Genomic DNA, 22902 nt, shown 5'->3' on the forward strand with positions numbered 1-22902 from the left:
ATAATATGTCATCACACTCTGAGTACTGATAAATTCCTTAGAGTATAAAATTTTCGAAATGAAAAAAATCAATCTTATCATTATTCTAGCTTTAGTAATGTTCGCTTGTAAAAACGAAACAAAACAAGCTGTTGACTTAGAAGAAAATCGTTCAAAATCTTACGACCAAAACGATGGATTTATAACCCTTAAAGGCGACTTCGTCTATTATGCAGATGCAGCTGTTTTACAAACACCATCAGAAATTTACGGTGTCGTTATCGATGAAAACCTACAGCTTTTAGAACAACAAGTAAAGCCATTTAAAAAAGAAGCTACTGATATGGTTCCGGTTACCGTACGTGTTAGAAAATTTGAAAAGCCTAAAGACGAAGAAGGCTGGCAATACAGAGTAGAAATAAAAGAAATATTAAAGGTAGATACACCTAATCCAGAATCAAAAGACGTTATAAAATTAGCAAATTAAGACTATGTTAAAGATTAATAACTTGCACGCAAGTATAGAAGACAAAGCCATATTAAAAGGTATAAATTTAGAAGTTAAAGCAGGAGAAGTTCACGCTATAATGGGCCCTAATGGCTCAGGTAAAAGTACTTTGGCTTCTGTAATTGCTGGTAAAGAAGAGTACGAAGTTACCGAAGGTAACATTTTACTAGACAATGAAGATATAGAAGAATTAGCCGCCGAAGAACGTGCTCATAAAGGGGTGTTTTTATCATTTCAATACCCTGTTGAAATTCCTGGAGTTAGTGTCACTAACTTTATGAAAACAGCAATTAACGAGACACGTAAAGCTAAAGGCTTAGACGACATGCCTGCTAAAGACATGTTAAAAATGATTCGTGAAAAATCTGAGCTTTTAGAAATAGACCGTAAGTTCTTATCGCGTTCTCTAAATGAAGGATTTTCTGGTGGAGAAAAGAAACGTAACGAGATTTTTCAAATGGCCATGTTAGAACCAAAATTAGCCATCTTAGACGAAACTGATTCTGGTCTAGATATCGATGCCCTTCGTATTGTTGCCAATGGTGTAAACAAATTAAAATCTAAAGACAACGCTGTTATTGTCATTACACACTACCAACGTTTATTAGATCATATTGTACCCGATTTTGTTCATGTTTTATACAATGGTAAAATTGTAAAATCTGGAGGAAAAGAATTAGCACACGAGCTAGAAGCTAAAGGTTACGATTGGATTAAAGAAGAGGTTAACGCTTAATTAGTGGACAGTGGTCAGCCACCAGTAAGTAGTAACTTACTCAAATGTGACCATTTGTAGCAAAAACATTAAATCAAGTATTAATTTCACAGTTATAGTTGCCATTGAGCGAACTGCCGACTGAGGACTTATTACTGAAGACTTAAAAAAATGAGTTTAAAAGAAAAATTAGTATCGTCATTTATGGCCTTTGAGGACACCGTTGATGTGCACTCGTCAATACATGACATTCGTACTGAAGCCATAAAGACTTTTGAAGCTGAAGGGTTTCCTACTAAACGATTAGAAAACTGGAAATACACATCCTTGAATTCGGTTTTAAAGCACGATTATAGCGTGTTTCCTAAACATGAAAACAAGCTAGAATTTAATGATGTAAAAAAATATTTTATTCACGAAATTGATGCTTATAAAATCATCTTTATCGATGGCAAATACGCATCGCATTTATCACAAACTACACATGACGGTTTAGATGTCTGCCTAATGTCTGCAGCCTTAACAAAACCAAAATATAAAGTTATTATTGATAATTATTTCAATAAAATTGCTGCAAAAGATAGTTTGTCTTCCTTAAATACTGCCTTTTCAAGTGAAGGAGCGTATATTAACATTCCTAAGAATAAAGTCGTTGATAAGCCTATTCAGATCATTCATTTTTCAACAGGAAGTGAAGCTGCCGTAATGTTACAACCTCGTAACTTAATTGTAGTAAACGAAAATGCACATGTTCAAATCATAGAACGTCATCAGAGTTTGACAGACAATCCTGTTTTAACAAATTCTGTTACGGAGATTTTCACAAACAAACGCGCTATTGTAGATTATTACAAGATACAAAACGATAAAGAAAACGCCTCTTTAATAGACAATACATTTGTTAATCAAAAACAAGAAAGCTTAGCCAAAGTACATACCTTTTCTTTTGGCGGAAAATTAACTAGAAATAATCTTAACTTTTACCAAAACGGTGAACGCATTGATTCTACCATGAAAGGTATTACCATCATTGGTAACAAACAACATGTAGACCACAACACATTAGTACATCATATTGAACCAAATTGCGAAAGTCATCAAGATTATAAAGGTATTTTTAACGATAGCTCAACAGGAGTTTTTAATGGTAAAGTTGTTGTTGAAAAACTAGCGCAGAAAACCAATGCATTCCAAGCCAACAACAATGTTTTAATGAGCGACAAGGCTACCATCAACACCAAACCTCAATTAGAGATTTTTGCGGATGACGTAAAATGTTCTCACGGTTGTACAATTGGTCAATTAGATGAAAGCGCTATGTTTTATTTACGCTCTAGAGGAATTCCAGAAAAAGAAGCAAGAGCATTGCTAATGTTTGCTTTTAGTAATAACGTTATGGATTCGGTTAAAATACCAGAACTTAAAAACAGAATTACTAAGATTATCGCTAAGAAATTAGGTGTAAATATTGGGTTTGACTTATAAGTTTCACCAAAAAATATAATTAAAAAAAGGATTGCTATTTAGCGATCCTTTTCTCTTTTAAATACAATCTCTTTTACAGTGCCATCACAAGATAAAAGCATACCTGTAATGGTGTCATTTTTACCTTTTATAAAATGATAAAGCGTTCTATCATTATTTCCAAATTGATTTAACTGAACAGGATGTAAATTTACGTTTTCCTTTTCTGCATAAGTTAATTTAAGCATTGCGTCTTCTTCAAAAAAACGATAAACAACATCCAATTCTTCAGAATAAAAATTACCTATAAAATCTGAGACTTCAACGGATTCAGCATCAATAAAGTTAGCCTGTTCAAAATAAAATGGTGTTCCACCAAATGAAATAATCATATCATGAGATACTGAAGGTGTAAAATCGTATTTCACACTTTGACTTTGAGATCTATGAAACTTATTTTGTTCATATTGCACAAGAGCAGCAGCAGTTCTTCCCATAGAGCCAACTGATTTTAGTGTGTCATTTTCTACAAATATTTTCATAGTCATATCACTATTAATTTCTTTGTATTCGCCAATAAATTCTTTTAAATTTTGTGCCTTGAATACCATTTCCTCTTCCTTTTCATTTTTAATTCTTTCGTCATTTTTTATCAAAATATCTAAAATTTGATACGCTATTCTTGGAGCATCTATCCCTTGTGAATTCGTTAGAACTATAATACCTATTTGCTTTTCTGGAACTGTAATTAATTGCGAACGTCCACCAAAACCAAATCCACTGTGATTTTCAGTTTCATAACCTTTATAATTATCTAACATTAATCCTCGTGCGTATTTCGCATTCTTTCCTGAAATTAGAGTTTCAGTCGTTTTTAAAAATTCCGCTAAAGATTTAAATTCTAAAATCTGGTCATTCAGCATTTGCATCCAAATAGCCATATCATTTACTGAAGACCCCATGCTTCCTGCACCATAACTCAATTGGTCATTTGTATAAAAACTGTAACCATCTCGATGTTTTTGATAACCAACCGCTTTATTACTAATGGGTTTTCCATGTTCAACTCTTACAAAAGTTGAATTCATTTTTAAAGGATTCAAAATTTTCTGTTTCAAATACTTATTCAGATTTTGCCCTGAAATACGCTCAATAATAATAGCCAATAAGTTATAATTGGTATTAGAATAGCTCACTTTTTCGCCAACTAAATGGTTTAAATTTTTCTGTTTAATAGCTAAATCTAAAACCGTATTATTATCGTAATATTGAGTATCATAATCAAAACCTGCCAAGTACATTAATGTCATATAATTACGAATACCACTTGTGTGGTTCAGTAAATGCTTTATTCTAATGGTTTCTTCGTACTTTGGAAATTCTGGCAGATACATTCTAATATCATCATCTAAATTGATTTTACCATCATTTGCCAAAGCCCAAATAGCCGAAGCTGTAAATTGTTTGGCAATGGATGCTAAACTAAAAACGGTAGAATCAGAATTCTTAATGTTATAATCTAAACTAGAAAGCCCAAAACCTTTAGAATAGATAGATTGCCCTTGATTAATCACCTTTACGCTCAATCCTGGCGCATCATTAGAAACATATGTTGCTAACAATTCATCAATTTTTAGATTTGCATTTGTTTGTGCTTTTGAACTTAAAAAGACAAGCACACCAATCAATAAGCACGCGCTTCTTAAATTGAACATTGCTTATATTTTTGATAGAAATAGGTTGGAATAAGTCCGAAATTAAGAAATAGAAAGCCAATAAAAACAATGATTCCTCTGTATGGCCAAGTCAAAAACTCGAACATAGCACCAATTCCGAGAATAAAAAAAGTAATAAATCCGACGATGTAAAATGATTTCTTCATGATAAAACGATTTAAGAAAATTTGTGAATAGATTTTTTATAGCTCGCGTAAAAATGAACTGGTAGTATTACTAACACTACAATGACAATAGCACCAAGTAACCAAGCATTAGCATAAGGCCATTGCATCATTTGAAAAACTAAACTAACCACCAACAATAAAATAACCATGAAGCCTGCAGAGAATTTCAACTTATTGAATGTCATAAGTTGCTTAGCGAACTTTTGATAATTCGTTTCTAATTGTAAATTCTGAAAACTAGAATACCCACCAAATTTCTGCAACGCTTGTTGATATAATGCATTAAAATCATCAGAATTTTGATGCTCTATATATGTACAGATATGGTCTAGTAAATCCTCTCTTAAATCTTTATTTTTAACACCATATAAGGTTAAATTGTTTTCAATAAAGGCGATATGCTTTTCTGATAATTCCATGATTATATCGGTTTTGGATTAAAAATTAAATTTAAGGTCTCAATAAAATCATTGATTTCTTCAGTAACAGTCTCTACCATTTTCTTCCCTTCTTTAGTGACTTTATAATATTTCCGAACACGCTTGCCAATAAAAACTTTTTCAGTTTCTAAAACTTTTTTCGCTTCAAGCTTATGTAAAATGGGATATAATGCACCTTCCGAAATATCTATTTTTCCTGAAGTCATCGTTTTCACTTCTTGTGTAATCTCGTAACCATACATTCTACCCTTTTCATTTATAAGTTTTAAAATGATAGGTTGCAATGTTCCTTTTGTTAATTCTTTACTATACATATCACAAATATACATTTTATATAAATGTATCCTAATAAAATGTGTATTAAATATTTTAATGACTAATTATAAGTTTTTCTTTAAGAACAATGCGTTGTATCTTTGTAACTAGGAATTAAGCCCATGTTAGACGTACAAAAAATAAGAAAAGACTTCCCCATTCTCAACAGAACGGTTAATGGGAAACCACTCATATATTTCGATAATGCTGCAACTTCGCAAACACCTCAGCAAGTCATTGATGTTATTGTAGATTATTACAGCAATTACAATGCAAATATTCATAGAGGCGTGCATAGTTTAAGCCAGGAAGCAACGGATGCTTATGAGCAAGCACGACTAAAAATTCAGAAGCATTTTAATGCCAAACACAGTTACGAAATCATTTATACTGCTGGTACAACGCACAGTATTAATTTAGTTGCTAACGGATTTTCTTCACTCTTAAAAAAAGGAGATGAAATTATTGTTTCTGCTTTAGAGCACCACAGTAATATTGTGCCATGGCAAATGCTTTGTGAACGCTCAGGAGCCAGTTTAAAAGTCATTCCTATGAATGAAAATGGAGAATTAATCCTTTCGGACTATGATGCGCTTTTAAACGAACACACGAAATTGGTTTTTGTAAACCATATTTCAAATGCTCTTGGCACCATAAATCCTATTGAATATATTATAGAAAAAGCTCATGCTGTTGGCGCTGCTGTTTTAGTTGATGGCGCACAATCTTGCCCACATTTAAAACCAGACGTTCAAGCGTTAGATGTTGATTTCTATGTGTGTTCTGCCCACAAAATGTGTGGACCAACAGGTGTTGGGATGCTTTACGGAAAAGAAGAATGGCTTAATAAATTACCACCTTACCAAGGAGGAGGCGAAATGATTGCAGAAGTGTCATTTGAAAAAACAACTTATGCAGGTTTACCTCACAAATTTGAAGCTGGTACACCAAACATCTGTGGAGGCATAGCCTTTGGAGCTGCATTAGATTACATGAATACTATAGGCTTCGAAAATATTGCCAAATACGAAAATGAACTTTTAGACTACGGAACAGAACAGTTACTTAAAATTGAAGGTTTAAAAATTTACGGCACAGCAAAGGAGAAAACCTCTGTAATATCTTTTAATGTTGGCACTATTCACCCTTATGATATTGGAACCATTTTGGACAAAATGGGCATCGCAGTACGCACAGGTCATCATTGCGCACAACCTATTATGGACTTTTATAAAATTCCAGGCACCATAAGAGCTTCTTTTATGTTTTATAACACCAAAGAAGAAATTGACGCATTTATTGTGGCGCTTAAAAAGGCAATAATGATGTTATCTTAGACTTTGGCATCAAATATGTATCTTACAGTATAAAATAGTTTACAGATGAAAATTTTAGTTAGTTTATTTATGCTTTTAGCCACATTAAATTCTTGTGATTCGTCTAAGAAAGCAATAGAAAATAGTAAAAAAATGCAAGAACCAATTTCTGGAACCTACAACATAACACAACTTGGAGATACAGATGTTTCTTCAAATAAAATTGTAATTAATTTTGACGACACCAATAATAAAGTCGCAGGATTTGCAGGTTGTAATAGCTTCTTCGGGAATTATTCAATAGAAAATAATACAATATCTTTTGGTAGTATTGGTTCATCAAGAAAATTATGTCCTAACCCAATAATGGATATTGAAAACCAACTCTTAAAAACCTTGAATTCAGTGACTTCATTTTCAACACAAGACAATGAAATTTCGTTCTATTCAAATAACACTGTTGTTTTCAAAGGAACAAATAGCATTACCGCATCTAAAAGAAGTGCTACTGTAAACTACGAAGACAATACTACTGTTAAATATCAAACTGTAGCGAGAGGCTCTTTTAACTACATCACGATTTCAAAAACAAAACTATTAATTTCAAAAGATCAAAATCTTCAGAAAATAGATAAATTTAATACAGACCCTGAAGACTGGAAGGCTTTAAACAAATTGATTGAAGCTGTAGAAGTTGAAACCATTCATAATTTAGTTCCTCCGTCTACAAAGCATCAATACGATGGAGCTCCTCTCGCTACTTTAGCTATAATACTTGGTGATGTTCAATATATGACACCAGCTTTTGACCATGGAAATCCACCTGAATCTGTAAAAGCTTTAGTTAATAAAGTGTTATCCATTAAAGAAAACACCGTTAAAAACTAACGATTTTGTAATTTTGCACAAAAGAATGAGACTATGACTATTGAAGAAGTACAAAATGAAATTATAGATGAGTTTTCTATGTTTGAAGATTGGGAAGAACGCTACCAATACATGATTGACCTAGGAAAAGACTTGCCTTTAATTGATGAAAAATACAAAACGGAAGACAACATAATAAAAGGTTGCCAAAGTAAAGTATGGGTTCATGCTAATTTAGAAGGTGATAAGATAAACTTTACAGCAGATAGTGATGCTATTATTACAAAAGGCATTATTGCAATATTAATTAGAGCTTTTTCTAATCAGCATCCTACAGCTATTATTGAAGCCAATACTGATTTTATTGATAAAATAGGATTAAAAGAACATTTATCACCAACTAGAGCCAATGGCTTAGTGAGTATGATAAAACAACTAAAATTATATGCTATTGCGTACCAAACACAATTAAATTAAATGGGTTACTACTGAATCTTTTACAGGTACAATTAACACACCTATTTAACAACAAAACAACTAAATTATGAGCGACACAACTATAGATACAGCAATGTTAGGGGAAAAAATACTAAGAGTTATAAAAACGATTTACGATCCTGAAATCCCTGTAGACATCTACGAATTAGGATTAATCTACGACGTTTTTGTAAACGAAGATTTAGAAGTAAAAATTCTAATGACCTTAACAACACCTAACTGTCCTGTAGCAGAAACATTACCTTTAGAGGTTGAAGAAAAAGTAAAATCTATCAACGAAGTTAAAAACGCCGAAGTAGAAATCACTTTTGATCCACCTTGGTCTCAAGACTTAATGAGCGAAGAAGCGAAGTTAGAACTTGGGATGCTATAACCTAAATTTCTAAATGCCAAGACACAAACCCACATCATTAAAAGACGATCAAAAAACAAACATTAAATCGTCTTTTAATGCTTTAATCTATATTCCTCGATTTTTCAAAGAAATTTGGAAAGTCAACAAAAGCCTCTTCTTATTATCCGCTTTTTGTAGGCTTATTGGTGCCTTACTCCCTGTTGTTATTTTATGGATTGGTAAATTAATTATTGATGAAATTATATTACAAATTTCACTTGATAATCCAGAATATTACACACTGTGGACCTATGTTGCCGTTGAGTTTGGCTTAATTATTCTTTCAGATTTAATAAGTAGAGCTATTTCATTAACTGATGGTTTACTTGGTGACGAATATAATATTGCAACTTCTGTCACCATCATAAAAAAAACCAATCAAATTAACATTAGTTTACTCGAAGACTCAGAATTTTACGATAAACTAGAACGTGCCAGAACGCAAACTACAGGTAGAGTTGCGTTAATGTCTAACGTACTTGGACAAGCACAAAGCGCCATTTCCATCACCACACTTATCGCTGGTTTAATTTATTTTGAACCTTACCTAATTATTCTTCTTGTTTTAAGTATAATTCCTTCGTTTATAAACGAAGTACGCTATAGCCAACGACAATATTCTTTGGCTCGAAGCTGGACTTCTGAACGACGCGAATTGGATTATTTACGTTTTATTGGAGCAAACGACAAAACCGCTAAAGAAATTAAACTTTTTGGCTTAACTGATTTTGTGGTCAATCGCTTTAAAAACCTTTCTGAAGAGTATTACCAACTCAACAAAACATTAGCCATTAAACGATCTGCTTTAGGGTTCCTGTTTAATGTATTAGGCTCTTTAAGTTATTATGGAGCTTATGTATTTATTATTTATCGTGTACTATCGGGAGCAATAACACTTGGTGAATTAACATTTTTATCCGGTTCTTTTAATCGCTTAATGCGAAACCTTCAAGATTTCTTTTCAAAATTTACTCGAATTTCAGAAAGCGCCTTATACCTTAAAGATTATTTTGATTTTATAGACATTTCAATTGTTTCAAAAGTAAAAGAGAATATCCCGCTGCCAAAACATATTACGAAAGGCTTTGAGTTTAAAGATGTCCATTTTGCGTATCCAAATTCTGAAGTAGAAATTTTAAAAGGCATAAGTTTTAATCTTAAAGCCGGAGAAAAATTAGCTTTTGTTGGTCAGAATGGTGCAGGAAAAACGACGTTAATAAAACTACTATTACGATTCTACGAACCTACATCAGGTGAAATCCTATTGGATGGCATCAATATTAACCGTTTTAATATTGCTGAATATCAAAAATATTTTGGTGTTATATTTCAGGATTTCTTTAGATATGAATTTACAGTGAGAGAAAATATAGCTATTGGAAATATTGACGAATTAGAAAACCAATCTAAAATTGAAAATGCCGCAGAATTAAGTTTGGCCAACGATGTAATTGCCGAGTTAAAACATGGCTACAATCAGCAATTAGGCAAACGATTTTCTAATGGACAAGAACTTTCAGGTGGACAATGGCAAAAAGTAGCATTAGCAAGAGCGTATATGAAAAATGCTGAAGTTATGATTTTAGACGAACCCACGTCTGCATTAGATGCTAGAGCAGAAAGTGAAGTATTTGGACGTTTTATAGGTTTAACAGAAGGCAAAACAAGTATTATTATTTCGCATCGTTTTAGCACTGTTCGCCAAGCCAACAGAATCTTAGTACTAGAACACGGAAAAGTATTAGAAATAGGAACACACGAAGAACTTATGACAAATAAAAACTTGTACTCTGAATTGTTCTCACTACAAGCCGAAGGCTATCAGTAAAATAATTACCTTTACAATATGGCAAAAGAGATTATTAATAGAGTTGCTAATAGCAAATTAAAAGTCGTTGACCTAGAGGATTACTACCCAAAAGGCAATCGTATTCTTTTTGATATTAAAGATTGGCTACTAGAAGGTTTGGTGCTTAGAGAAAAAGAGTTTAGAATATCTGTTTCAGAACATGATTGGTCGCAGTATCAAGATTGTTATGTCGCTCTGCATTGTTCAACAGACGCTATTGTACCTGACTGGGCTTATATGTTAATTTCAATAGAACTACACCCCTATTCTAGATTATCAATTATAGGCACCTTAGAAGACTTAGAATCTATTTTGTATAGTGAAATCATTTCTAATTTAGAGGTTTCAGAATTTAAAGATGCACCTGTAATTATAAAGGGATGCTCGCATAAGCCAGTGCCTTCTAACGCTTTAGTACTACTTTCACAAAAATTAAAACCTATAGCTAAATCTATTATGTTTGGTGAGGCTTGTTCTTCTGTTCCATTATTCAAAAAAAAATAAGTATTTTAATGTGACTTTTATTAAGTATGAGTGTCTTAATAATAGGGGTTTTATCGAAAAAAAATATAACCAAAAATCAATAAACCCTATATTTGCAAATTCAAATTTTTAAAACAATTATTACTTAATAAATTTAATCCATTATGAACAAGAAATTATTTCTTTCCCTTATCCTATTGTTTGCTGTAACTACTATCACTTTTGCACAAACAAAAGAAGAATTACAAACGCAAAAAGCTGAAAAACAAGCTGAAGCAGATAAATTTCAAAGCGAAGCTAATGCTTTACAAGCGCAAATAGATGCTTTACCAGGTTGGAGAGTTGGTGCTTTTGGTACTATTGGTGGAAACCTATCTAACTTTAACGATTGGTATTCTCAAGCTGCACCAAATAATATAACAGGAAATATTGGAATCACTTTTAATGCTTACGCGAATAAAATTGAAGACAAATATTTTTGGAGAAACTCGCTTAACACTAACCTTGCTTGGGTAAAATTAGATAACAAAGACACAGAAGATGATAGCGATAATTTTGAACCTACATCAGATGTTTTTAATATTTCATCATTGTACGGTCGTAAATTAAACGAAAAATGGGCTATTTCTGGTTTAGCAGAATACAGAACGACACTTTTAGATAACTTTAATGATCCTGGATTTTTAGATCTTGGTGTTGGTGCTACTTGGACTCCTATTAATAATCTAATAGTCGTAATTCACCCTCTAAACTACAACTTTGTATTTGCTGATAATGATGCTGCTTTTGAATCTTCTGCAGGTGCTAAGATTGTGGCTGATTATACTAGACAAATTGGAGCTATTAACTTTAAATCTAACTTCTCTACATTCCAAAGTTATAAAGATAGCGACTTATCTAACTTTACTTGGACTAACTCATTTAGCTACACACTATGGAAAATGATTGGTGTTGGTTTTGACTTTGCCTTAAGAAGCAACAAACAAGAAGCGGCTAATTACCAAGCTGTAGACTTAAAAGATGCTGATAATAAACTACAATCGTATTATACAGTTGGTTTAAGCTACAAGTTTTAAGACTAAAAAAATATAAATTAAAAAACCTGTTTAGATTTAAATCTAGACAGGTTTTTTTTATGCTTCTAATTAAACGTTTTCTTTTTCTCTTTCTTCTTAAACAAGCGTTTAATAAAATTGTCCCGTTTTGTAGATTCACAATTCAAATCATCTAAAACTTGTTGTGATGGTTTTTCGAAACTCGCATTAGTGACGGACTTAAAATTACTATCTGCATTTAGCTTTTGATAAAATTTAGCAAATATGGGTAAAGCTGAATTAGCTCCTTGTCCCAATGCTGTGGACTTAAATCCTATAGAATGATTATCGTTACCAACCCAAGTAACTGTTACCAAGTTTGGTGTTAAACCAACAAACCAGCCATCTTTATTATCTTGGGTGGTTCCTGTTTTTCCAGCAATTTCATTTCTTAATCCATACACGGTTTTCAATCTAGAAGCTGTGCCTTTATTAACCGTAGATTTCATCATTTCTAAAAGCACTTGCCTAGTATAATCACTATAAGCTTCTTTTTGAGATAGTTCTGGTTCAAATGCAGCTATAACGTTTCCAAATTGATCTTCAATTTTAGTGATATAATAAGGGCTTACCGCTTTACCTTTGTTTAAATAACTTGCGTATGCACCTGTTAAATCCTTCAAACTTATCTCTGCAACACCTAAGGCTAAAGAAGGTTCATTTGGTAGTGCTTTTGAAATACCTAATTTTTCAACTTGTTTTAAAACCTTTGGAATACCAACGTTTTCTAGAACCTTAACAGAAATAGTATTAACAGAATTGCTTAATGCCTTTTCTAAAGTGTAATTTATATAAGGATCTTCATCAGAATGACCAGAATTACTCGGTGTCCAGTTATCATAATTTGTATAAGTGACTTTATTTAATGAAAAATAAGTACATGGATCTAATCCATTCTCTACAGCAGCTGTATAGACAAAAGGTTTAAACGTAGAGCCTACTTGACGTTCACTTTGTGAAATATGATCGTATTTAAAATACCTGTAATCTATACCTCCAATGTAAGTTCTAATGGCACCAGTGGTTGGCTCTACAGACAACATTCCTGTGTTTAAAAACTTCAAATAATACTTTAAACTATCTATTGTAGATAATGTTTTAATAGTATCCCCATTCCAACTAAATAAATCAATAGGCTTTTTAATCTGCAATGAATCTTTTATTTGGGCATCGGTTAAACCATGATCCTTATAAATCTTCACTTGAGGCAACTTTTTAATGGCACTTTCTATCAGGTTTTTATTGGTTTCCCAAGGAGCGTTTTTCCCATAAGATTTTTCAAAATCTGCCTGAAGCATACTGATATGTGCTTTCATAGCAGCTTCTGCCAATGCTTGCATTTTGTAATCTAAAGTCGTGTGAACAATTAATCCATCCTTATAAAGGTTATATTTTTCTCCTTCTGACGTTTTTAAAGTGTCTAAAATAGATTCTAATTGCTTTTTTACTTCGGCTCTAAAATAAGGAGCTAAACCCAAATCGTGATTAAAGGAACGGTACTCTAATTTTAAGTCTTGATTTGAATAGTATTTTAACGAATCTTGCGACAGGTAATTATAATTTACCATCTGACTTAACACCACATTTCTTCTACCTTTACAGCGTTCTGGATATAGCCTCGGATTGTAATACGTATTTGCTTTTAAAGTACCAACCAAAGTAGCCGCTTCATTTATAGAAATATCCTGTACTGATTTGTTGAAAAATTTACGTGATGCACTTTCTATACCATAAGTATTATCAGAAAAAGGAACCGTATTAAGGTATAACGTTAATATTTCTTCTTTAGAATAAACTTCTTCTATGCGTTTTGCAACTATAGACTCTTTAAACTTATTAATAAGCATACTAAAGAAAGCATAATTCTTTCTACCATAAAGATTTTTTGCCAATTGAAGCGTTATGGTACTTCCGCCTCCTGCTGACTTATCTTGAAGAATTAAATTTTTAATAAATACGCGCATCAAGCTAATATTATCTATCCCATCGTGCTCGTAAAATCTAGAATCTTCGGTTGCAACTAAAGCATCTATAAGATGTTTCGGTAAATCTTCAAACGTTACAGGTTGTCTGTCGTAGATATAATATTTGCCTATTAATTTCTGATCTTTATCTAAAAGTTGTGTGGCTTGTTCTTGCTTTATAGATCCGACGTCTTTTAATGTTGGTAGTTTTCCTAATAATCCTGCATATATGCTCATGTAAAGCCCAAAAAGAAATACCAAAACAACAGCTACTATTAGAGCTATCCATTTTATCCATTTATTTTTTAATGCTTTTTTTATCCCAGTTTTAAAACGTGGCAGAAAAAAACTCATATATAAGGAATGTTATTTATTCTATATCTTCAACGTCTGGATATAGGAAATGATTGTACGGAAAACGTGTGACATGAACTTCTCTTACTTCTTTATAAACCCGTTTTCTAAATTCCTCCATATTCTCTTTGTTTAAAGCAGAAATAAATAAGGCATTATCTCCAACTCTAGACATCCATGTCTTTTTCCATTCTTCAATCGTATAGTTAGCTTTAGTACGCTCATCAACTAAATTATCATCATCAAAAGGTTCTGCCTCATAAGCATCAATTTTATTAAAGACCATAATAGTTGGCTTGTCTTTACTTTCAATTTCGTCTAAAATCTGATTTACAGAATCAATGTGCTCTTCAAAATTAGAATGAGAAATATCTACAACATGAAGCAATAAATCTGCTTCTCTAACTTCATCCAACGTACTTTTAAAGGAATCTACGAGTTGCGTCGGTAATTTTCTAATAAAACCAACTGTATCACTAACTAAAAACGGAAGGTTTCCAATAACCACTTTTCTAACCGTAGTATCTAGGGTAGCAAATAGTTTATTTTCTGCAAATACATCACTTTTACTAATTACGTTCATCAACGTAGATTTCCCCACATTTGTGTATCCAACTAAAGCCACACGGACCATTTTCCCTCGATTACCTCGCTGAACGGCCATTTGTTTATCAATCGTTTTTATTTTAGCTTTAAGCAAGGCTATTTTATCACGTACAATACGTCTATCTGTTTCTATTTCTGTTTCACCTGGCCCACGCATTCCTATACCACCTTTTTGTCTTTCAAGGTGCGTCCACATACCTTTTAATCTTGGTAGTAAATATTCGCATTGTGCTAATTCTACTTGCGTTCTTGCATAACTGGTTTGTGCACGTTGCGCAAAAATATCTAAGATTAAGTTGGTTCTGTCTAGAATCTTACAGTTAAGAATTTTACTGATGTTACGTTCTTGTGCTGGCGATAATTCGTCATCAAAAATTACAGTTCCAATATCATTTGCTTCTACAAACTGCCTTACATCCTCCATCTTACCTGTACCTATAAACGTTTTAGGGTTTGGCAATGCCATTTTTTGGGTGTAGCGTTTTATAACTTCACCACCAGCCGTAAAGGTTAAAAATTCCAACTCGTCTAAATATTCTTTAGACTTCTCTTCATCTTGATTTTGAGTTATTACACCAATAAGTACAACCTTCTCTAAAGCAATATTTTTTTTCTCTATCATAAGTACAAAGTTAAGCAAATGGATTATTCTTAATAATATTTTAAAAACCTATATTTATTGCCATGAACAATAATTCTGAAATTTACACAATAGCATTCTATAATGTTGAAAATTTATTCGACACAACTAACGACCCATTAATTCATGACAATGATTTCTTACCCAACTCATTAAAACGATGGACTCCAAAACGTTATCAAAAAAAAATTTTAAAACTTGGAACCGTAATTTCTAAAATAGGTGAAGAAAATACAAGAAATGCACCAATTATTGTTGGTTTGGCCGAAGTAGAAAACCAAAAGGTACTTTCAGACCTAGTAAATAGCAAAAATTTAGTTGATGAAAATTACAGCTTTGTACATTTCGACTCTTTAGATGAAAGAGGGATTGATGTGGCTCTACTATATAAACCTGATGTTTTTAAAGTTGACTACTCTGAAACCTTTTCGGTTTATCTTCAAAACGATATGGGATACCAAGACTATACTAGAGACATTCTACTTGTAAAAGGCCAACTAAATAATGAAAACATCAACATTATAGTTAACCATTGGTCTTCACGCAGAGAAGGCACTAAAGAAACTGAATTTAAACGTATAGCAGCAGCAAAAGTCGTAAATTCTGTTATTGAAACACTAAAAAAAGAAGACCCAAACACCAAAATTATTGTTATGGGAGATTTTAATGATAATCCCAATTGCAAAAGTCTGATATTACTAGAGGAAGAAAGTAAGCTTTACAATCCTTTTAAAACAGTTTGGTCTCGTGATAACGGCAGTTTAAATCACAGGTTTCAGTGGAATTTATTTGATCAAATTTTATTCTCAACTAATTTCTTTGACACCAATAATTCTAACTTAGATTTTAAAGACGCACAAGTATTTAATAGTAAGTTTCTTACTCAATACGAAGGCAAGTACAAAGGACAACCATTTAGGACGTTTGTAGGCAACAAATATAAAGGAGGTTACAGCGATCATTTCCCTATTTATATTCAATTAAAGCCTTCATGAAAAATAGCTAAACCATTTATCGATTATTACGGTAGTTAATCTATTATACCATTGTTAACATCTTGTTAATAGCCATTTTTTATATATTCGAGTTCGCATAGTTTAAAACGTCCAACCAACGTCAACAATGCACAATTACAACACATTATTTTAGAAACACAGCAAAGCCTTCCATAACCAAGTGGTTATAAGGTCATTAAATAATTTTAATAAACCTATTAATAATGAAAAAAAGTACTTTACTACTATTTGCACTTTTCACTATACTTTTTCAAGTTAATGCACAAGTGACTATAGGAGCTGGTAATTTGCAGACTGAGAATGCGCCTTTTGAGCCGTATTTTGGGTATTCTTATGCGCAAACTATCTATTTGGCTTCTGAAATTAATGCTAGTGGAACTATCACTGATATCCAATGGTATTATAGTGGAACCTCTGCTTTACCATCTAGTCAAGATTTAACAATCTATATGGCTGAAGTTGCGAAAACAGAATTTGCATCAACAACAGACTGGGAACCCCTAGCTTCTTTTACAGAAGTATATGCTGGAGGCATTACTGTTACAGCCGGAACAGAAGGTTGGGTAACACTAACATTAGACACTCCATTTAATTATGCTGGTACAGGAAATTTAATAATTGCAACAAAAGAAAATTCTGCGGGTTATGACGAACTTAATGATGACTTCTACAACTCTCAAGTCGCTACTAACAGAACAATATCTTATTTTAGCGATGGTACAAATCCAGACCCTGCAGATCCGCCAACGGCTAGTAATATTGATGACACAATTCCAAATATTATTTTAGGGGGAATTACTCAGGCTTGTCCAAACCCTACTGACATAAGTGTTACAGGTGTAACGGCAAATGAAGCTGTTATATCATGGACTGAAAATGGAACATCAACCGTTTGGAATATTGAAATTGTTGAATCTGGAACTGCCCCTACCGGTACACCAACCGTGACCAATGCACCTAATCCTTATACCGTAACAGGTTTAAACGCTGTTACTGGTTATGATATATACGTTCAATCTGATTGTGGTACTGAACAGAGTGCTTTCTCTGGACCTGTGACATTCACTACTTTGTGTGACATCTTTATTCCAGATTACATGCAAAACTTTACAACCATTATTCCTGATTGTTGGGAAGTGGCTAGTGAAGGTGACCCAACCTCTGGTCCAACCGATTTTGGTAATAGTTCATGGAATTCAGATAATTTTCTTAATAATGGTACCCCTTCTTATAATATAAATGTATACGGTTCAACTTTTGCTAGTTTCAATGATTGGATTATAACACCTCAATTTGATTTAACTGGAGGTCCTTTTCAAGTAGAATTTGATTTTGGAATTACAGAATGGCTTAGTTCTACTGTAGCAGGAACATTAGGTTCTGATGATACTGTACAATTATTAATATCAAATGATAATGGGGTAACATGGGTTAATTTATTAACCTATGACAATACATCTGTTATTCCTATTGCGGGTGTACACCCAGTAATTAATTTAACAGCTTATAGTGGTCAAATAGTACAATTTGCAATATATGCCACTAGTGGAACTGTAGTTGATTCAGCTGATAATGATATTTTTGTAGATAACTTTCAGGTAAGAAACATACCTACATGTCCTGAACCTCAAGACTTAAACGTAACAGGTATCACTTCAAATGAAGCTGAGTTTTCTTGGACGGAAGGCGGAATAGCTGCAAATTGGAATATAGAAATTGTACCTACAGGTACAGCACCAACAGGTACCCCTACAGAAATGAATGTTTCTAACCCATATGTAGTCACTGGATTAGATGCTATTACAACTTACGATTTTTATGTACAAGCCGTATGTGGCCCTGCCGATTACAGTTCTTGGACTGGTCCCCTAGCATTCGCAACCTTATGTGATGTTTTTGTACCAGATTATTTACAAGACTTTACAACAATTACACCAGATTGTTGGGAGGTAGCTGATAATGGTGATCCTACAACGGGCCCTACTGATTTAGGGAACAGCTCATGGGTTGCTGATGAGTTTTTAAATATAGGTGCCGATGATGGTGCTTACAAAATAAATCTGTTTTTTAATAATAAAAGCGACTGGCTTATTTCTCCTCTTTTTGATTTAACAGGTGGTCCGTTTCAAGTAGAATTTGATTTTGGAATAACGGATTGGAATAGTGATACTAATCCTGGAACATTAGGATCTGATGATTTAGTACAATTATTAATGACTAATGATGGAGGATCAACTTGGATTACACTTGTAACTTACGATAGTACATCTGTTGTTCCTATTACTGGCGCTCATCCAGTTGTTAATTTAACAGCGTATAGTGGTCAAACTGTTCAGTTCGCAATTTACGCTACAGATGGCGCAATAGATGATACGGGTGTTGATGTAGATGTTTTTGTAGATAACTTTCAAGTAAGAAATATCCCTTCATGTCCAGAACCATCAGATTTATCTGCAAACAACTTAAGTTTAACATCTACTGAAGTTGCCTGGGTAGAAAATGGCGCAGCAACATCTTGGAATATCGAATATGGTGAGCAAGGCTTTGCATTAGGAACTGGGACTACCGAAACAGGTGTAACAGCCAACCCTTTTACACTAACAAGCTTAACACCTGACACTTACTATGAGTTTTACGTACAAGCTATATGTGGTCCTGGCGATGAAAGTTCTTGGACAGGTCCTTTAGAATTCTTTACTGGGTATTGTGAGTCTGTTCCATCTAGTAATGATGGTGATGGTATAAACAATGTAACTGTTGGAATTACAACCTTCCCTAGTGCAGGAGACTTAACCTATGAAAATTTCGCATCTACAGTGGTGAATGTTTTTCAAGGTTTAGACACTACGGTAGAAATTGAATATGACCATGGATTTACATATGACACTAACATTTGGATAGATTTTAATGATAATTTAATTTTTGAAGATACAGAATTAGTTTTCCAAGGGGCAACTGACGGTATTGGCGATCCTCAACTATATGACGCATCTTTCGTAATGCCTTTAACAGCTCCAATAGGAGAACATAGAATGCGTATTGCTGGCGCTGACTTTGGTCAATTAGTACCAGATCCTTGTTATACTGGCACTTGGGGTATTACTTTAGATTTCACAGTAAATGTTCAGGAATTATTATGTACTCTTGCTGAAGCAAATTACACTACAGTTCCAGATTGTGCAAATGATCAATTTTATATTGATGTAAATATTACAGATTTAGGTGATGCTACATCACTAGAAATTTCTAATGATTATGATAACACAACAGAACAAGCATTTGCTGTAGACACTTATCAAGTCGGTCCTTTCCCATTTGGAAATGCAGTAAAAATATTTGTAACTAATGAGCAAGACACTAATTGTGTTATTAGCAGTGATATATACAATGTTTTAGCATGTCCACCAGTTAACGATGATTGTGTAGGTGCTATTGAAGCTGTTGTAAATGCTGGAGAATCTTGTAATCAAGTAAATTCAGGTACCATTTTAGCAGCGACTCCATCTGGCGTACCAGGCGCAAGTTGTGGTGGCACACCAAATGATGATGTTTGGTTTCAATTTACAGCGTTAGGAGAGCAGCAGATTATTGAAATACAAAACGTAGTTGGAGGAACATTTAATATAGACCATGCTGTATACGAAGGTTCTTGTGGTACTCTTACTGAATTGTATTGTTCTGCTGACGACTTTAGTATAACACCAGCTTTAACCGTTGGAGAAACATACTACATTAGAATTTTCTCTGCTGGATCTAGTCCTGAAACAAGCACGTTCGATCTTTGTATAGGAACAATAGGACTACCAACATATTGTTTAGACGCATTACCTATCTGTGCTGACCCAGATATTGAATACGAAAGTGTTGTTGGTGACCAAACAGCACCACCATACATAGATTACGATTGTTTAGGTTCTCAACCAGATCCGCAATGGAATACTATTAATTTTGATGAGCCAGGTGACTATGAATTTACTTTAGAACAAACAAATGCTGCTGGTACTGGTTTAGATATTGATTTTATAGTATGGGGACCTTTTGTAGACCAACAAGGTGGCTGTGTAGAGTTATTACCAGAAACAATAGCCGACTGTAGTTTTTCTGCTGTTTCCTCTGAAACAATTACACTTACAGATGTACCTGCAAACTCTGTATATGTTCTTTTAATAACTAACTACTCTCAACAATCTGGTACTTATACTTTTGTACAAGATTCTGGTCCTACAGACGGAACAAATTGTGACGTAGTTTGTGATGTAACACTAAACGTGGAAGGAGCACCTGTTGAAGATAGTATAGAAGATGTAACTCAAATAGATGAAGTATTTAATTATTGTGGTTATGATACTGGTGTGCTTTTAGAAGCAACAACGGTTTACAATGTTGATTCTTATTTATGGTATTATAATGGTTTTCCAATAGAAAATTATGATGAACCTACATTAACAGCAACTGAATCTGGTACATACCAAGTTCAGGTATTAGGAGGAATATGTGATCAAAGTTTAACTTACTTCTCTGCTTACATTGAAATTAATTTTTACGACGATGCAGACCCTGTATCGCCTCAAAATATTACAGTATGTGACGGACCTGAAGCAGATGGATCTGAGTCATTCAATTTAGATGACTTAACAGCATCACTAAACCTAGATGGTTTTACAGTAACTTATTACACAGATGTAAATGATGCCAATCAAGGTATAAATGCAATAACTTCAACTAATGATTATGTATCATCTGGAGAAACTCTTATCATAAGAATACAAGATACTGACGCTGCTAACGATCCTGATTTAGTTGGATGCTTTGACTTATCGCAAGTAGATTTGGTTGTTAACGAAAGACCAACGATTAATCAACCAGCACCATTTGCTCTCTGCGATGATATGGACGGTACGATAGATGGTGAAGAACAAATTGATTTAACTACCTTTAATAGTGAAGTTACAACGGATACAGACATCATAGTAACATATCATACATCTCAGGAAGATGCTGATTCAGGCAATGGTGATGTAACTAGTACGACATATGCAACGCAAAGTGAAACACTTTATATCAGAGCTGAAAATTCTGTAACAGGTTGTTATGAAACAACAACGCTTGATATTGCCGTTAACTTACCACCGGTTGCAGCATTTGATCCTTTAATCGAATATGAAGTTTGTCCAAATGCAACGGTTCCTATTACTATTGAAGTAGTGCCTGATGGCTTTACAGATGCTGATGTATCTGTTAGTTGGACTTTAGATGGTGTGGCATTTAGCGGCAGTAATTTAAGTTTAAATAACGTATTACTAGCTGGAACTTATGAAGCAACCATAACATTTAATGATAGCGGATGTTCAATAGCAGTAGCAACTACAGTTATTGAATTAGAGTCATGTATATTCCCAGAAGGTATTTCACCTAATGGAGACGACTTAAATGATAGTTTCAACTTAAGTAGCTTCAATGTTACTAAACTAGAAATATTTAATAGAAACGGAACGCTTGTATATAGCAAAAATAATTATGTAGATGAGTGGTATGGTCAAACCAATGATGGTGATGAATTACCTGTAGGAACATACTTCTATACCGTAGTTTACGAAGGTGGTGCCAAATCAAAAAGTGCCTGGGTATACATTAACAGATAATCAACTAACAGAATTAACTTAATATAATGAAAAAACTCTCTATTATAGCGGTTTTGCTTTTAGCATTGCAAATGCATGGACAACAAGACCCTCAGTACACGCAGTACATGTATAATATGAATGTAGTAAACCCTGCTTATGCAGGCTCTAGAGAAAATCTTTCTTTTGGACTATTATACAGAAATCAATGGACAAAAATTGATGGCGGACCAGAAACTGGTACTTTCTTTGGGCATGCACCCATAGGTAATAATCTAGGATTAGGAGCCTCTGTTATTGCAGATCAAATTGGACCTGTTAAAGAAACTAATGCCTATGTAGATGTCTCATACACCTTAAACTTAGGCGGCGAACACCGTTTAGCTTTTGGTGTTAAAGCAGGTGCTACATTTCACGACATTGGTTTAACCGATTTAGACGTTATTGATGAAGGCGATGATTTTTTCTCACAAGACATCAATTCAACAACACCTAATATCGGTGCAGGATTCTTTTATTACACCAATAAATATTACCTATCACTTTCTGTACCTAACATGCTGTCTTCAGTACACTTAGATGCAGATGGTATTAAACTAGGATCTGAAACACAGCACTATTTCTTAACTGGTGGTTACGTGTTTGATCTTTCACCAAATACAGAACTTAAACCATCGTTTATGGTAAAATCTGCTTTTGATGCACCTACATCATTTGATGTTAATGTAAATGCGAGATTCTATAAGAAATTCGAAATAGGAGCGTCTTATAGATTGGACGATTCATTTTCTGGTTTGGTAAATTTTGCACTTACAGATGCTGTAAGAATTGGTTATGCGTATGATGCTATATCTTCTGATATTAAAGCATATGCAC

Annotated in this window: 19 protein-coding genes; 13 read left to right on the forward strand and 6 right to left on the reverse strand. The window is 33.5% G+C overall.

The features are described from left to right. Positions 1-58: 58 nt before the first annotated feature. The 3 genes from KO504_RS15300 (at position 59) to sufD (ending at position 2687) form a co-directional block, all read left to right on the forward strand. Positions 59-466, forward strand: a complete 408-nt coding sequence (locus KO504_RS15300) for a hypothetical protein (protein ID WP_215928259.1) — start codon at positions 59-61, stop codon at positions 464-466. A 4-nt stretch (positions 467-470) separates the two neighbouring features. Continuing rightward, positions 471-1223: a Fe-S cluster assembly ATPase SufC gene (gene sufC, locus KO504_RS15305; protein WP_215928261.1), complete on the forward strand. Its 753-nt coding sequence runs from the start codon at positions 471-473 to the stop codon at positions 1221-1223. A 150-nt stretch (positions 1224-1373) separates the two neighbouring features. Beyond that, on the forward strand, positions 1374-2687 hold the full coding sequence (gene sufD / locus KO504_RS15310) for a Fe-S cluster assembly protein SufD (RefSeq protein ID WP_215928263.1): 1314 nt from the start codon (positions 1374-1376) through the stop codon (positions 2685-2687). A gap of 38 nt (positions 2688-2725) precedes the next feature. Here the strand turns inward: sufD and KO504_RS15315 are convergent, their stop codons facing one another. From KO504_RS15315 to KO504_RS15330, 4 genes are read right to left on the reverse strand one after another with little or no spacing between them, the layout of a single operon-like run. Beyond that, entirely contained in the window at positions 2726-4381 is a 1656-nt protein-coding gene (locus tag KO504_RS15315; RefSeq protein ID WP_215928264.1) for a serine hydrolase domain-containing protein, read from the reverse strand. Then, positions 4369-4548 (reverse strand): hypothetical protein, encoded by a 180-nt coding sequence (locus KO504_RS15320; protein ID WP_215928266.1) that lies wholly within the window; start codon positions 4546-4548, stop codon positions 4369-4371. Before KO504_RS15320 ends, KO504_RS15315 begins: the two co-directional genes overlap by 13 nt. A gap of 11 nt (positions 4549-4559) precedes the next feature. Next, the gene (locus KO504_RS15325) at positions 4560-4988 is read right to left on the reverse strand and encodes a hypothetical protein (protein ID WP_215928267.1); all 429 of its coding nucleotides are present in this window, start codon (positions 4986-4988) and stop codon (positions 4560-4562) included. A 2-nt stretch (positions 4989-4990) separates the two neighbouring features. Continuing rightward, entirely contained in the window at positions 4991-5323 is a 333-nt protein-coding gene (locus KO504_RS15330; protein WP_115817209.1) for a PadR family transcriptional regulator, read from the reverse strand. A gap of 123 nt (positions 5324-5446) precedes the next feature. Here KO504_RS15330 and KO504_RS15335 point away from each other — a divergent pair, with 123 nt between their 5' ends. From KO504_RS15335 to KO504_RS15365, 7 genes are all read left to right on the forward strand, one after another. Beyond that, complete coding sequence (locus KO504_RS15335; RefSeq protein WP_215928269.1) at positions 5447-6661, forward strand: aminotransferase class V-fold PLP-dependent enzyme; 1215 nt, start codon at positions 5447-5449, stop codon at positions 6659-6661. Between the two features lie 45 nt (positions 6662-6706). Next, on the forward strand, positions 6707-7528 hold the full coding sequence (locus KO504_RS15340) for an META domain-containing protein (RefSeq protein WP_215928270.1): 822 nt from the start codon (positions 6707-6709) through the stop codon (positions 7526-7528). Between the two features lie 33 nt (positions 7529-7561). Further along, positions 7562-7984, forward strand: a complete 423-nt coding sequence (locus KO504_RS15345; RefSeq protein WP_215928271.1) for a SufE family protein — start codon at positions 7562-7564, stop codon at positions 7982-7984. Between the two features lie 67 nt (positions 7985-8051). Further along, on the forward strand, positions 8052-8378 hold the full coding sequence (locus KO504_RS15350) for an iron-sulfur cluster assembly protein (protein ID WP_215928272.1): 327 nt from the start codon (positions 8052-8054) through the stop codon (positions 8376-8378). Positions 8379-8391: 13 nt separating this feature from the next. Then, the gene (locus KO504_RS15355; protein WP_215928274.1) at positions 8392-10227 is read left to right on the forward strand and encodes an ABC transporter ATP-binding protein; all 1836 of its coding nucleotides are present in this window, start codon (positions 8392-8394) and stop codon (positions 10225-10227) included. An 18-nt stretch (positions 10228-10245) separates the two neighbouring features. Further along, on the forward strand, positions 10246-10752 hold the full coding sequence (locus tag KO504_RS15360; protein ID WP_215928276.1) for a DUF2480 family protein: 507 nt from the start codon (positions 10246-10248) through the stop codon (positions 10750-10752). A gap of 143 nt (positions 10753-10895) precedes the next feature. Continuing rightward, the gene (locus KO504_RS15365; RefSeq protein ID WP_215928278.1) at positions 10896-11807 is read left to right on the forward strand and encodes a DUF3078 domain-containing protein; all 912 of its coding nucleotides are present in this window, start codon (positions 10896-10898) and stop codon (positions 11805-11807) included. A 65-nt stretch (positions 11808-11872) separates the two neighbouring features. On the opposite strand, the gene KO504_RS15370 is transcribed toward KO504_RS15365, so the two are convergent. Both KO504_RS15370 and hflX read right to left on the reverse strand, forming a co-directional pair. Further along, positions 11873-14143 carry a transglycosylase domain-containing protein gene (locus tag KO504_RS15370; protein WP_215928280.1) on the reverse strand — a complete coding sequence of 757 codons (2271 nt, stop codon included), beginning with the start codon at positions 14141-14143 and terminating at the stop codon, positions 11873-11875. A gap of 16 nt (positions 14144-14159) precedes the next feature. Then, on the reverse strand, positions 14160-15371 hold the full coding sequence (hflX, locus tag KO504_RS15375; RefSeq protein WP_215928281.1) for a GTPase HflX: 1212 nt from the start codon (positions 15369-15371) through the stop codon (positions 14160-14162). Positions 15372-15433: 62 nt separating this feature from the next. On the opposite strand from hflX, the gene KO504_RS15380 reads away from it, so the two are divergent. The 3 genes from KO504_RS15380 to KO504_RS15390 form a co-directional block, all read left to right on the forward strand. Then, complete coding sequence (locus KO504_RS15380) at positions 15434-16384, forward strand: endonuclease/exonuclease/phosphatase family protein (protein WP_215928282.1); 951 nt, start codon at positions 15434-15436, stop codon at positions 16382-16384. A gap of 224 nt (positions 16385-16608) precedes the next feature. Beyond that, on the forward strand, positions 16609-22047 hold the full coding sequence (locus tag KO504_RS15385) for a fibronectin type III domain-containing protein (protein WP_215928283.1): 5439 nt from the start codon (positions 16609-16611) through the stop codon (positions 22045-22047). Between the two features lie 26 nt (positions 22048-22073). Further along, the coding region (locus KO504_RS15390) for a PorP/SprF family type IX secretion system membrane protein (RefSeq protein WP_215928284.1) at positions 22074-22902 on the forward strand (829 nt) is incomplete at its 3' end.

It is taken from the genome of Winogradskyella psychrotolerans, assembly GCF_018860565.1.
Lineage (GTDB): Bacteria > Bacteroidota > Bacteroidia > Flavobacteriales > Flavobacteriaceae > Winogradskyella > Winogradskyella damuponensis.

Bases quoted from the DNA above. Each gene is read 5' to 3' on its own strand.
- KO504_RS15330 (WP_115817209.1), bottom strand. From the start codon at position 5,323: ATGTATAGTAAAGAATTAACAAAAGGAACATTGCAACCTATCATTTTA.
- KO504_RS15385 (WP_215928283.1), top strand. From the start codon at position 16,609: ATGAAAAAAAGTACTTTACTACTATTTGCACTTTTCACTATACTTTTT.
- hflX (WP_215928281.1), bottom strand. From the start codon at position 15,371: ATGATAGAGAAAAAAAATATTGCTTTAGAGAAGGTTGTACTTATTGGT.
- KO504_RS15300 (WP_215928259.1), top strand. From the start codon at position 59: ATGAAAAAAATCAATCTTATCATTATTCTAGCTTTAGTAATGTTCGCT.
- KO504_RS15360 (WP_215928276.1), top strand. From the start codon at position 10,246: ATGGCAAAAGAGATTATTAATAGAGTTGCTAATAGCAAATTAAAAGTC.
- KO504_RS15340 (WP_215928270.1), top strand. From the start codon at position 6,707: ATGAAAATTTTAGTTAGTTTATTTATGCTTTTAGCCACATTAAATTCT.
- KO504_RS15380 (WP_215928282.1), top strand. From the start codon at position 15,434: ATGAACAATAATTCTGAAATTTACACAATAGCATTCTATAATGTTGAA.
- KO504_RS15355 (WP_215928274.1), top strand. From the start codon at position 8,392: ATGCCAAGACACAAACCCACATCATTAAAAGACGATCAAAAAACAAAC.
- KO504_RS15320 (WP_215928266.1), bottom strand. From the start codon at position 4,548: ATGAAGAAATCATTTTACATCGTCGGATTTATTACTTTTTTTATTCTC.
- KO504_RS15335 (WP_215928269.1), top strand. From the start codon at position 5,447: ATGTTAGACGTACAAAAAATAAGAAAAGACTTCCCCATTCTCAACAGA.
- KO504_RS15365 (WP_215928278.1), top strand. From the start codon at position 10,896: ATGAACAAGAAATTATTTCTTTCCCTTATCCTATTGTTTGCTGTAACT.
- KO504_RS15315 (WP_215928264.1), bottom strand. From the start codon at position 4,381: ATGTTCAATTTAAGAAGCGCGTGCTTATTGATTGGTGTGCTTGTCTTT.
- KO504_RS15345 (WP_215928271.1), top strand. From the start codon at position 7,562: ATGACTATTGAAGAAGTACAAAATGAAATTATAGATGAGTTTTCTATG.
- KO504_RS15370 (WP_215928280.1), bottom strand. From the start codon at position 14,143: ATGAGTTTTTTTCTGCCACGTTTTAAAACTGGGATAAAAAAAGCATTA.
- KO504_RS15350 (WP_215928272.1), top strand. From the start codon at position 8,052: ATGAGCGACACAACTATAGATACAGCAATGTTAGGGGAAAAAATACTA.
- KO504_RS15325 (WP_215928267.1), bottom strand. From the start codon at position 4,988: ATGGAATTATCAGAAAAGCATATCGCCTTTATTGAAAACAATTTAACC.
- sufC (WP_215928261.1), top strand. From the start codon at position 471: ATGTTAAAGATTAATAACTTGCACGCAAGTATAGAAGACAAAGCCATA.
- sufD (WP_215928263.1), top strand. From the start codon at position 1,374: ATGAGTTTAAAAGAAAAATTAGTATCGTCATTTATGGCCTTTGAGGAC.